Annotated in this window: 11 protein-coding genes; 4 read left to right on the top strand and 7 right to left on the bottom strand. The window is 63.1% G+C overall.

The window, feature by feature from the left end; translation table 11 throughout:
- Positions 1–19: 19 nt before the first annotated feature.
- A complete protein-coding gene (locus tag K323_RS0100740; protein WP_022883375.1) occupies positions 20–1,048 on the bottom strand; it encodes a restriction endonuclease in 1,029 nt (342 codons plus the stop codon).
- 285 nt (positions 1,049–1,333) lie between these two features.
- Here K323_RS0100740 and K323_RS30160 point away from each other — a divergent pair, with 285 nt between their 5' ends.
- Both K323_RS30160 and K323_RS23445 read left to right on the top strand, forming a co-directional pair.
- Complete coding sequence (locus K323_RS30160) at positions 1,334–1,495, top strand: hypothetical protein (protein WP_022883377.1); 162 nt, start codon at positions 1,334–1,336, stop codon at positions 1,493–1,495.
- 272 nt (positions 1,496–1,767) lie between these two features.
- A complete protein-coding gene (locus K323_RS23445; RefSeq protein ID WP_157509302.1) occupies positions 1,768–2,301 on the top strand; it encodes a hypothetical protein in 534 nt (177 codons plus the stop codon).
- Between the two features lie 333 nt (positions 2,302–2,634).
- Here K323_RS23445 and K323_RS23450 read toward each other — a convergent pair whose 3' ends face one another.
- The 6 genes from K323_RS23450 to K323_RS0100790 form a co-directional block, all read right to left on the bottom strand.
- Positions 2,635–3,264: a recombinase family protein gene (locus K323_RS23450; protein ID WP_022883380.1), complete on the bottom strand. Its 630-nt coding sequence runs from the start codon at positions 3,262–3,264 to the stop codon at positions 2,635–2,637.
- 223 nt (positions 3,265–3,487) lie between these two features.
- Positions 3,488–5,497: a glycoside hydrolase family 31 protein gene (locus K323_RS0100770; RefSeq protein ID WP_022883381.1), complete on the bottom strand. Its 2,010-nt coding sequence runs from the start codon at positions 5,495–5,497 to the stop codon at positions 3,488–3,490.
- 29 nt (positions 5,498–5,526) lie between these two features.
- Positions 5,527–6,345 carry a carbohydrate ABC transporter permease gene (locus K323_RS0100775; protein WP_022883382.1) on the bottom strand — a complete coding sequence of 273 codons (819 nt, stop codon included), beginning with the start codon at positions 6,343–6,345 and terminating at the stop codon, positions 5,527–5,529.
- Complete coding sequence (locus tag K323_RS0100780) at positions 6,345–7,214, bottom strand: carbohydrate ABC transporter permease (RefSeq protein WP_211219803.1); 870 nt, start codon at positions 7,212–7,214, stop codon at positions 6,345–6,347. The genes K323_RS0100775 and K323_RS0100780 overlap by 1 nt, the downstream gene beginning before the upstream one ends.
- Before the next feature lie 65 nt (positions 7,215–7,279).
- Positions 7,280–8,578 (bottom strand): ABC transporter substrate-binding protein, encoded by a 1,299-nt coding sequence (locus tag K323_RS0100785; RefSeq protein WP_022883384.1) that lies wholly within the window; start codon positions 8,576–8,578, stop codon positions 7,280–7,282.
- A gap of 95 nt (positions 8,579–8,673) precedes the next feature.
- Entirely contained in the window at positions 8,674–9,912 is a 1,239-nt protein-coding gene (locus K323_RS0100790; protein WP_022883385.1) for a family 1 glycosylhydrolase, read from the bottom strand.
- Between the two features lie 102 nt (positions 9,913–10,014).
- Here K323_RS0100790 and K323_RS0100795 point away from each other — a divergent pair, with 102 nt between their 5' ends.
- Complete coding sequence (locus tag K323_RS0100795; protein ID WP_022883386.1) at positions 10,015–11,019, top strand: LacI family DNA-binding transcriptional regulator; 1,005 nt, start codon at positions 10,015–10,017, stop codon at positions 11,017–11,019.
- 568 nt (positions 11,020–11,587) lie between these two features.
- Positions 11,588–12,307: an IclR family transcriptional regulator gene (locus K323_RS23455; RefSeq protein ID WP_281170149.1), complete on the top strand. Its 720-nt coding sequence runs from the start codon at positions 11,588–11,590 to the stop codon at positions 12,305–12,307.

Raw genomic sequence — 12,307 nt, forward strand, 5'->3', positions numbered from 1 at the left:
GTATGGCCGGCTTAGCACTTCAGACGTCCGCAGCGTCGGCGACAACGAGCACGGAGGTGAGCGGGATGCGGGTCCGCCAGCGTTCCGGCAGCTTGATGTAGTTATCAAGCACCAGGCTCACCACGTCCTCCCCTGAGACCAGCCGCAGTCCTGGCCGCTGGCGTTCGATCGAAACGGCGTCCCTGCTGTATGACCCTAACGTCACGAACAGAAGGTACTCGCCTTGGCCCTGCGTGCCGATGAGCTGCTGCACCTCTGGTGCACCAACCGTTCCGGTCAGGTGCTTGCACTGCACCTTGATCTGCGGCGGTTCGACGCCCAGAGGGTCGCGGTGAGCGATGACGTCTACGCCGCCATCCTGTGAGTATTGCGTCACTCGTGCCTGGTACCCGAGCGCCCTCAGCAGATCCGCGGTGAACTCCTCGAACTCCGCGTGCGTTAGCGACTTGTGGAGTGTCTCGAGCACGAAGTCCCGCGTGTGCCGCTCGATTCTCGAAGCCCGCGGCTCGTCAGCTGTCTCCTCCTCAGGCTCCAACTGTGCTGCCGCCTCGACGATTCGAGTGACCGCCTCGACCGTATCCTCGGTCGTCGTGAGCGCAGCGAGGAACTCGTCAGTGTGCTTGCGGATTCGGAAGATCGTCAGGAAAGCACCCAGCTCATACAGTGCGGGCTGAGTGAAGATGGTCCGGGACAGACCGGTCTTGCGCCAGTCGACTGGCCGGCGATGCCGATGCGTTGGGGAATCTGCGACATATTCGTAGCCGCCTGCAATTACACCGATGTTGATGGTGCTGTTCGGTTTGTATGGGGCAACGACGATGTCGCCCGGCTGCATCTCGTCACGCATTCGGGCTAGAATCCCCGCCCACCCAGCGATCCCTCGAGGCTTCGCATCGGGGTAGAACCGTGTCAATTCTTCCTTCAAGCCCTCGCGACCACCAGGGATGGTACGTAAGTCGCCAACCTCGTCCCAGCCGATACTGATGAACCCGCCTTCGACCAGCTCCGTCGAAAGCGTGTCGTTATGTATGCCCCACATCACCACCATGCCGAGACCGTCTTCTCGTGAAATTCTGGATCAATTAGCGCGCGCATGGGCTGCTCCGCCGTCAACTGCTGGCCGACAGCAATTGCCGGCTCTTCGGACCTATTCATGGCCATCGACATCGATCTCCTTTACGCAACTCGCCGACGTGGACAGCCCTCGCGGATCTGACACCACAACAGTATCGCTGCTCTCCGAGGGGCCGCTTGCTTCCGCGACCCCACAAGGGGCTAACGGACTATGGCTCGACGTCCGAGTGATGGCCCCTTCACTGCCGAGAATGACGACGTGCGGGTTGAGGATATACAAGAGGGCGAGTGGCGGATGGCGTTCCGTTCGCCGGACCTCTACAACCGCGAGTTGTGGAGGGTCACGAGCTTCTCGGCGTCGTTGTTCCTCTTCAGGACACCCCGGTTCGGGCTCGGAGCGAACCGCTTGCCGTTGCCCTGACCGGCACCAGATCGTCATTCAAGGACGCTGCGATAGCCACGAGGGTTCGGGCCGGCTATGCGTTCGGCCAGCATGCGGGACTCGACCTCCGCCTGGCGGTCACGGCAATGTCGGGTGACGTCCCGCTGTGTCGAGTTCAGCTTTCATGACGCCCGCCCCTAGCGCACGAGTTGGTGCTGGCCGTCCTCATACTGCGCTTGATCGGGTTGACGCAAGCGACCACGCCGACGGGGCGCTGTATCTACGCACCGGTAGACCGATACGGTGTACCCGTGGCCGAAGAGGAGTGGTACGCCCAGTTGCGTGACCGATGGAAGCCGAATCGTGTGAAGCTACTGATGATCGCGGAGAGTGCCCCGGACGATGGCGGGAAGATTTCGCGGCGCAGATTCTTTTACGCGGACCGGCTTGGTGCAGACAACCTCTTCCGTGGCGTAGTCGCAGCCATGTATGACATCTCGAAGGATGATCTAAAGCGGACGGGCAAACAGCCACTGCTGGAGCGCCTCCGCGATGACGGTTTCTTCTTGATTGACCTGGCCCCTCACCCTGTCAACGCCTTGAGCGGAGCAGCGCGCAAACGCGCCCTACTTCAAGCTGTCCCCGGATGCGTCGAACGCGCGGCGGCGCTTGAGCCCGAAAGCGTGGTCGTCGTAAAAGTAGACCTCTACCCGATGCTCGCCCATCCGCTCCGCGCTGCAGGTCTCCCACTCTTACAGGACGGGCCAATCGCGTTCCCTCTCGGCAACACGCGGGCTGAGTTTGTCGACGGATTCAACCGAGCTCGGTCGAAACTCACCGGATAGTCCGCAAGCCGGACGGCGACCGGGACACTCGAAACTACTCAATCGAGACACGTTGGCCGTTGAGGTTACGTGGGAGCCGGATTCCCGAAAGACCCGCGCGCAAAAATGCCCGGTGAAGGTGCGTCAAACGGACACCCGAAATCGACCGTTTCTGAGGCGGCCGCTGGCGGCGATGCCGAGAACTCCGACACGCCGAGTTCGAGCGCATCGAAACTCTCAACCGAAACCCAGACGCACTGAAACGCCTGCTGCACCGTTTTCGGTTGCGTCGGTAAAATTTGGGGGGAACAACGGATGTGACTCTTGGCGCTCTTTGGCTGCGTTCTGTGATCGTTATTTGGCGTCGTCGACCAGGAAGGTCTCGTCATCAGATGGCTCTGGGAGTAGTACCAACGCGCGCGACCGGCGGTAAAAGGTAGCTCGGGACATTCCGAGATCGAGCGCGACCTGCGCCGCCGTCTCTCCACCTTCTACGAGCCGGCGGGCGTTGCGGATTTGACTGTCGGTGATGATCCGCGGGCGACCGCCGAGATCCTTGCCGGCGTCGCGCCGCTTGCTGATCGAATCGACTACGCGCTCGCGCTTGATTTCGTGTTCCATCTGCCCGAGCGCCGCCATGATCGTAAACAGCATCGACCCCATCGGAGTCGCTGTGTCGACGTCGCCGCCGCCCAGGTTCAACACACGAAGGCCGGCGCCGCGACTGCGGAGCTCTTCGGCAAACGCGAGCATGTTCTGTGTCGATCGGCCCAGCCGGTCCAGAGTCGTGATGACGAGAGTGTCGCCGGCCTCGAGGGCGTCGAGCGCTCGATCGAAGTTTGGCCGGGATGCCCGAGCGCCGGAGATGCCCCGGTCGACGTAGAGGTCGTCACGGCGGACGCCCGCGGCCAGAATGTCGACCTGTTGCCGGTCCGTGGATTGCTGGCGCGTCGATACGCGCGCGTAGCCGATCAGCTTCGTCACTCTGCTCCTAGGATGTCTCATAACTAACGGTGAGTACCGTAATTCAACCTAGAGGTTATGCGACGTAGTTATAAGACTCGCAGCACCGCGAAATTCTGACGATTTTGAGAAAGCGCAGATCACCGCCGTGAGACTTCTCTTATCCCTAGGGTTGCGAGACAGTTTCCTCAGCGGGAAGTGCGGTGTCTTTCCAGGGCTCGCCTCGGACGAGTGTGGTCGGCGTTCATCGCGTATTGAACGCCTGCTGCACCGCCGACCCGCTGCGAGCGAATACGGGAATCCGCTCGAGCGGTGCATCCACCTCACGCCACCCACCGCCGTCGTGCTGCTCGCCGCTCGCAGTATCGACCCAGTCGACTCCAGCCGGAAGGTAGACGCGTCGCGCGCGCTTGCCGGCTGCCAAGATCGGCGCCACCAGAAGGTCGGGCCCGAGCAAGAACTGATCGTCGATCTCCCAAGCCTGCGGGTCTCTCGGGAAGTCGACAAACAGTGGGCGCATCGGGGGGATGCCTGCGGATGCCGCGTGGCGCATCTGCTCGTGGAGGTAGGGGCGCAGCCGTTCGCGCAGTTCGAGGTGCGCGGTGAGTATCGGAAGCGCCTCATCGCCATACGACCAGACCTCGTTCGGCCCGCCGGTCATGTCGTGACCGACCGGCACGCGCGGCATACGGTCGCCGTGCAATCGGAAGAGCGGGCAGAAAGTGCCGTACTCGAACCATCGCACGAGCAGTTCACGGTAGTCGGCATCGCGGGAGTCTCCGCCGTGGAATCCGCCTATGTCGGTCGTCCACCACGGGATTCCGGAGATGGCAATGTTGAGGCCTGCCCTCACCTGAGTGTTGAGAGAGTCCCAGGTAGCCGGGACGTCGCCGGACCACACCGCGACCCCGTAGCGCTGAGACCCCGCCCACGCTGATCGGGTGAGCAGCACGGTGGGCTCACGGCCTGCTGCCGCCATGCCTTCGGCGAAGAGTCGAGCGTTGTCGCGGGGGTAGATGTTGATGGCCTCCGACCCCGGCCCGGCGAAGAGCATCACGTTGTCGGGGTCGGCAGGGTTCAACTCGGGTTCGGATGCATCGAGCCAGAAGACATCGATGCCATGCACGAGGTAGTTGCGTCGCACGAGGTCCCACACGAACGCGCGTGTGTCGGGGTTGGTCGGGTCGTAGTACGACACGGGTAGCGGGGTCGCCATTCCCTTGTCACGCATCGAGAGCTGGTATGGCATGCCCCGGTCGGCGCCGAGCAGGAGGCCGTCGTCGCGATAGCGGGCGATGTGCTCCGAGAGTGGGGAGACTGTAGGCCAGATGGACACCATCAGCTTCACGTCGAGCTCGTCGAGTTCGCGCACCATGGCGGGCACATCGGGCCACTGCTCGGGATCGAATCGGTAGTCGCCCATCGCGGTCCAGTGGAAGAAGTCGGCGACGATCACTGAGAGCGGGAGGCCTCGTCGCCGGTGTTCCCGCGCGACAGCGAGCAGTTCGTCTTGCGTGCGATAGCGCAACTTCGACTGCCAGAACCCCGACGCCCAGCTGGGCAGTTCGGGGGCGTGCCCGGTTGCATCGGCGTAGCGCTCGAGAATCGCGGAGGGAGTTCCGCCGGCGACCACCCAGTAGTCAATTCCACGTGCCTGATCCGCATGCCAGCGGGTGCTGTTCGAGGCGAAATCGACTCGTCCAGTACCGGGGTGATTCCATAACATCCCGTACCCCCGGCTCGAGAGCACGAAGGGGATGCTGACCTCGGCGTTGCGGTGCACCAGATCGAGGGAAAGGCCTTTGAGGTCGAGCCGGCCGTGGGTGCGCTGCCCCATGCCATACAGGCGCTCGTCGGCGGGCTCGAACACCTGGTCGATCGCATATGCGCCTCCGCGGTTGCCTTGATAGATGCGGCATCCGGGCATACTGAAGTGCACGCGCTGCTCCTGGAGCAGTAGCTCACCTGTCGTCGTGCTGCGGAAAGTCAGTCGGGGCTGAGGGAAGTCGGACGTCGTGTCGGAGTCGACGATGACGGTGAGGTCTCCGTTTACGAGCAACCCCTCACCCCCGCCGATGCGGATCTCGATGTGGCCATGGGCGGGGCGCTCGTCGAGGGCACCTGGAAGCCCGTCGGCGATGCGGAACTGAGCGGCCTGTATGCGGGCGCCACCAATTCCCCAAGCTGTCACACGCACGATCTCGTGTCCTTGCCGAATCTCGATTGCGTCGCCGAGGTCTCGGAAGCTCACCATTAGGGGACCCTTCTATTGTTGGTCATTTATTACTTGCCACCGATCCCCATCAGGCCCTGGACGAGCGAGCGTCGAGCAATGAGGTAAACGATCAGCACCGGGATCGTCGACAGCAGGACCGCCGACATGAGAGCGGGCATATTCACCGAGAACTGTGTCTGGAAATCGAAGAGCCCGAGCGGGATCGTCTTCGTGTCGACAGACTGGGTGAGCACCAGCGGGAAGAGGAAACCGTTCCAGGCCTGGAGCGCCGAGTACACGACGATAGTGGCGATACCGGAACGCGACAGCGGCACCGCGAGAGTCCAGAAGGCACGGAAGCTCCCTCCTCCGTCGAGTGCAAGGGCCTCATACATTTCGGGGGAAACATCGCGCATGGCTCCGCTCAACACAAGGGTGCATACCGGCAGGCAGAACGCTGCGGTTGGTAGGATCACGCCGATGAGATTGTCGTAGAGCCCCGCGATGCTGATGAGGTAGAAAACCGGGATCGCGACCGCCTGCACGGGGATCGCAAGGCCAAGGAGGAACACACGGAAGATCGTGGAGACGGCCCGGCCGCGGTTGCGCACTACGACGTAGGCGAGCGGCACGACGAGCGCGACGACGAGCGCGACGACCGCGACGGTCACGATGGCGGTGTTGAGCAGGTACCGCGGGAACGAGCTTGCGATCACCTCGAGCATGTTCTGCAGCGTCGGCTCGGTAGGCAGCGCCAGTGGTCCACTGTTGGAAAAGTCCGTGCGTGTCTTCAGCGAGGAACTGACCATCGCATAGAGCGGAATGGCAATGATGAGCAGCCAGACACCGGCAGCGGCCCCTGCAAGGTAGTTGTGTCCTCGGCGCATCAGACGCCCTCCTTCTCGCTGGTCATCCGGTCGTATCCGGTGCTCCGCACGAGGAAGAACGAGATCAGACTGGCCGCTATCACCAGCACTGTGGCGGCAGCGCTGCCCATCCCAAAATCGAACGAGAGGAAGCCAGTGGTGTACATGAAGTAAGCCGTGTTGGTGGTTGCGCCACCAGGCCCTCCTCGGGTCAGGATCAGGATCGTGTCGAAGGTGGTGAGGCTTCCTACGACGCCGAGTATGAGAGAGGTGATGAGGCTGTTGCGCAACTGCGGCAGGGTGATGCTGAAGAACTGACGCACCTTGCCTGCGCCGTCGATCTCAGCGGCCTGGTAAAGCACCGCCGGGATCGCTCGGGCGCCTCCCTGGAAAATGAGGGTGTGGAATGGCGCATACTGCCACGCCGATACAAAAGTCAGCACGATGATCGCGCTCCACTGCGAGGCGAACACGTTGCCGCTGCCGCCGAAGAGGTCCGACAGTTCCCCGGGAATGCCGAAGTTCGGGTCGAGAAGCCCCCGCCAGAGCACGGCAATTGCGGCCGACGACAGCAGAAGCGGCACGAAGCAGATCGCCGAGACGATTGCACGGGTGCGGCCGCCACCCGCGGCCCAGACTCCGAGCAGCAGACTGATCGGAGTCTGGACGAGAATCGCGGCGAGAGTGATGACAACGGTGATCCACAAGATCTGCTGGAACGCGGGGTCAGCAACAAGGCGTTCCCAGTTCTCCGATCCGACGAAGGCAGGGCTACCGATCCCCGACCATGTGGTGAAAGAGAGCCACGCCATGACGATGAGCGGTATTATCGCAAAGACCGCAAAGAAGAGTGTTGCGGGCGCCGCCCAGCCGAGGCCGGGGGGGCGCATTGCGCCCCCCCGGGTGGCTGGCGACGATGACAGGCGGGTCATCGGCCGCTACCCTTCCGTCACAGTCAAAGACTCTTCATCACTGCGATGAAGCCATCGGCATCAAGTCGACCGGTGAAGAAGTCCTCGACCGCGTTGTGGATTGTGGTTGCCTTCGCCGTCGGGTACGCCTGATCCCAAGAAAGCTGGAAATTCGGTGCCGCTGCCACCAAGTCGTAAGTGAATTGCACGAACTCGGGAGCAGCGGATTCGGGGATGAGTTCCGCCGCCGTGGTGGTCGCTGGCAGGCCACCGGTCGCCAGCTGCGCTTGCGCTACCTCCGGCGAGTACATGAGCTTCAGGAAGTCCCGGACGGTATCCGGGTAGCGAGTCGCCTGCAGAACCGAGTAGTAGTTCGACGGGTTCCCGACGATGTTGCCTGGGTCGCCTTCGCCACCGTCGAACGCGGGGAAGGGCATGAACCCGAGCGAGTTCGCGGTGAAGTCCGGGTCGGCTGTGAGCTGCGAGCCGTAATTCCACGATCCCTGCAACTCGAAGGCGGCGCGGCCTTCGCGCATTAGCTGCCCAGAACCTCCACCCACGAAGCTCACAGAGTCGAAGGAGTCGCCGAATGCGCCGCGGTCGATGAGGTCACGCAGTTCGCTCAGCGCCTGATGGCTCTCGTCGGAGTCCCATACAGAGGTGTCTCCTGCGACCGCGTCCTTGATGAGCTGGGGGCCGGCGACGCGGTCGTACATGTACTGGAACCACGTGAGTGTCGGCCACTTGTCGGCACCGCCGAGGGCGATCGGAGTGATTCCCATGTTTATGAGGATGTCGACATCGGTGAGGAGTTCCTCCCAGGTCTGCGGGGGCTCCATGCCCGCTTCGGCGAGCACGTCTTTGTTATAGAACATGAACACTGGTTGGACCGGGCGCATGGGGATGCCGTACGGGACTCCGTCGAGGCGGGCGCCGTCGAAGACCGACGGGAGGAAGGCAGACTCGAGCTGCGGATCTTTTTCGATGAACTCGGTCAGTGGCATGAGTAGTCCGGCATCGACATACTCCTCGATGCTGCCAGAGCCGAAGTTGAAGAAGATGTCGGGCGCGCTGTTGGTGCCCATGATCGTCCGCAGTTTCTGCTGATAGTTGTCGCCGCCCGGTAGCGGGTCGAGAATGACCTTCACGTCGGAGGTCTCGTTAAAGCGGTCCACCGTGTCCTGCTCGATGGAGACGTCTCCCGATCCGTAGACGGCTATGTGGATCTCGCCTTCAGGGCGATCGCCCCCGGCGGGACCGGCGCATCCGGCGAGAAGTGCAACCGCTGCGGCCGTTGCGATGATGCCGCTGCCGAGGCGCACACGGCGTCGAGTCGAGTTCATCTTCGAACTTCCTTTTCTGTGATTTGTCGGGTGAGGTGCTATCGATACGTATCGACGATTATGCACCCTGATGCCGCGGCGGACAAGTCGAGGCGTCAGCGACGACGCTTCGCGTACTCGCTGAAGCGGTCAGCCACGACGTTCCGCTGCCGCTCGAGCCGGCCGTCGGGCTGGGGTACGAGGTCCCAGAGCCCCATTCGGAGCAGGTGCTGATCGACAGGTGCCGCTGAGGTGCGGTAGTCCCACTCCACCATGTCGATCACAGACCACCATGTGTATCCGCGAACGTCCACGCCATTCTCGCGGAGAGCACGCACCGCCGCGATCGACGAGTCGAGCCATTGCAGACGATCATCGTGACTGCCGGGGTTGCAAGTCTCCGAGAGCACAACCGGCGTGCGGTAGCGATCCGCGAACGATGTCAGCACGTCGACCATGCCGTCGGTCCAGTCATTCGGATGCGGACGCGCGTTCGTCGGCCCGCCATCCGGGCCACCGAGCCGCACGAGATCGGTGGAGACCTGGGGATAGTAGTTCACACCGATCACGTCCGGAGCGGTAGCATGCTGGACGAACCAGTCGAGGTCCTCGTCCGACATGCCATGCTGCTGCAGATAAGTGGCGAGCTCGTGGCCGCCGTCGACCCGTCCGGTGACGAGGTCTTGCGGAAGGTACGACTGCCCAACGAGGAAGCGCGTATCGTCTGCCGCAGAGGGGTCCGCAGCGACATAGCGGATCGCGGCCTCCACGTGCATCGATCGGGAACCGGTTCCTGCTGCGGAACGGAACGCCTCCTCGCTCAGCACGATCCCTCGGGAGATGGCTCGCAGCATGGAGACGAAACCCTCGTCGCCCTCGCGATACGGGGGCCAGAATCCGTAGCGGCCGCAATACAGGATGTTTAGCAGCGGCTCGTTCAGGGGGGTGAACCAAGGGAAGCGGTCGCCGAAGCGCTCGCCCACCCGGCCGGCGTATTCAGCCACGCGCTCGGGATAGTCGGGATGGGCGAACTCTCCGACCAACCACGTGGGGGTACCGTAGTGCACGAGATCCCAGATCGGCTCGACGCCGCTCTCGCTCAGCTTGTCGGCGACCTGATCCACCCACGAGAAGTCCCAGCGTCCGGGCTCGGGGTTCACTCGATGCCACGGGATACCCCAGCGCAGTGCGGTGGCCCCTGTCGACGCGACGGCCGCCAGGTCAAAGGGCCACTGCGTGTAGTGCTGCGTGAGCTCATACTCATCGAGTGGTCGTTCGCCCTGGGACGTCTGAGTGATGAAAGTGTCTTCGACTCCAAGTGCGAACACGAGCGGGTCATGGCGGTTCTCGAACATGGCGCCTTTCTGCTGTCGATGCGTATCGACTATGCTAATCGTTGCCGAGCGGTCGCTGGAGAACCCACTAGCATCGGTTCCGTCCCAATCAAGAAAGTAACGATGGTCACCAGCCGAGATGTTGCCCGTGAAGCGGGAGTCTCCCAGAGCACCGTCTCGTATGTGATGAGCGGCAAGCGGCCTTTATCAGACGACACGCTGCGCCGGGTCGATGAGGCGATGACACGCCTCGGCTACCAACCGAATTCGCGAGCGCGGGCACTCGCAGCGAAACGGAGTCACGTGGTGGGCCTGATGATCCCACTCTCGCCGCGCATCGAGGCCGCCTCTCTGATGCGCTTCATTCAGGTGATCGCCTCCGAGGCACGTGGGCACGGGCACGACATCCTCCTCGTCACCGAAGACGAAGGAGCGAGCGGTATGCAGCGGGTGATCGGCGAGCAGATCTGCGATGGGCTGATCCTCATGCAAGTGGAGACCGACGACGAGCGCATCCCCGTCGTCAGAGATCTGAAGGTCCCGGTCGTCGTTATCGGTGTGCCAGGAGATGCCGAGTCAATCACCTGCGTCGACGCGGACTACCGCTCCGCGGCGGAGCTCGCTGTCGACTTCCTGGCCGCCAGAGGGCACCGGCAGGTGACATTCGTCGACTGGCCTTCCGGATTACGGCAGCGCGACGTGAACTTCATCGAACGCTTCGACGCCGGCGTCGCCGCCGCCGCTCAACGGAGTGGCATCGAGGTACTGCAGGTGGAAGGGGGTGCACATCGCGAGACAATCGGCCGGGCGGTGCGCAGTGGCCTCGAGGCCTCAAACTACCCCGCGTTCTTGGTACCCGACTCGGGGGTGCAGGCGATGCTGCAGGAGTCGCTCATGCTTGAGGGCCGCAGGCCGGGCCTAGACGTGTCGCTGATCGGATCAGGGGAGGACGCGCCGCAACAGATCGTCCCGCTTACCACAATCGACTTCGTGCCGAACGTGGTGTCGGCTCGGGCGGTCGAGTTGCTGGTCGCCGGGCTCGACGGCCGACGTGAACTGGATGGGCAGGTTCACCTCGAGGTCCCGACGATCACCGAACGCGAGAGCACGATTGTCGTCCCAACGTAAACCGAACGAACTCGTTCCGCAAACGTCCTATCCTGAGATCCGGCTGCTGGGTGCCAGCCCGACGCGCCGACCAACCATTCACCCAGATCAGAACCAACGACGGGGACGCACAGATAGACCTCGACCGCTGCGCCCGAGGAACCGTCCGGCACGGTGTCCGTCGGAAATGTTGTGTAAGAGGGGTTGGCGTGATCGGCGCAGCGCGGCGAATTGGCGGTTTTGGCTTGATAGCTACAACGACCCTGCCGCCCGGGGAGGATTGCCGTCGGCTTGGTGGCGGTAGAGGGTGGCACGACTCCAGCCCACAAGCTCGGCAGCCGCTGCCGTGCAGGCGGCGGTGGTTGTTGTACCAATCGACGCCTCCACAGCACCCTCGGGAACATTCCCCCCGACGAATACGAACAGAACTACTACGCTGAAACCAACGGCCTGGCCGGAATTTCGCGAGCAAAACACAAATGAGGCACGCACCCCATTTCGCGAGCACATTAGATGAGTCTCGTCGGCGTTTGGTTCGACCCGCGTCGATAAGGGAGAATCGAGTGTGGCAACAGACGCCTCCTCGACGGTGATCCGAGCGTTTCAGGTGCTCGACCTCTTCCGCTCGCACCGTCACCTCGGTGCGAGCCAGTGCGCATCGCTGCTCGGGATGACCCGCGCGAGCGCGCATCGCATGCTCGTGAGCCTCACTGAGGCCGGCGCGATCGAGCGGATCGACAGTGGCCGGTACCGTCTTTCGATCTGGATGTTCGAGGTCGGATCCCAGGTGCCGTTGCTGCGCGGGTTGACCGATCTCGCCCAACTCCCCATGGAGCGCCTAAACATCCTGACCAAGCGGAACGTCCATCTCGCGGTGCGCGAGGGTTTCGAGCTGATCTACCTGCTTAAGGTCGGCCAGGCCACGGGCCGTGCCCGCACGCGCCCAGGCACGAGGAACCCGCTGCACGCTACCGGCCTGGGCAAGATCCTGCTCGCCTGGGCGCCGGAACCGTTCGTCGACGATCTCATCGGCCACGGGCTGCGCACGTACACCAAGTACACCATCACGTCCCCCGCCAGACTGCTCGCCGAGCTCGCGGAGGTTAGGGCGACGGGATTCTCCTACGACCGCGAGGAGCGGCAGGTCGGCGTGTCCTGCGTGGCGACGAGCATCCGCGACAGCTCGGGCAGGGTGATCGCCTCGATCTCGATCCCCTTCAACTCCGAGGACTACGCCGCTCAGCATCCGGAGAGGGCGCGGCAGTCGTTGCGCGAGACCGCGCAGGCGATCGAGGCGCGGGTCCGCTGA

The organism is Glaciibacter superstes DSM 21135 (assembly GCF_000421145.1).
Taxonomy (GTDB): domain Bacteria; phylum Actinomycetota; class Actinomycetes; order Actinomycetales; family Microbacteriaceae; genus Cryobacterium; species Cryobacterium superstes.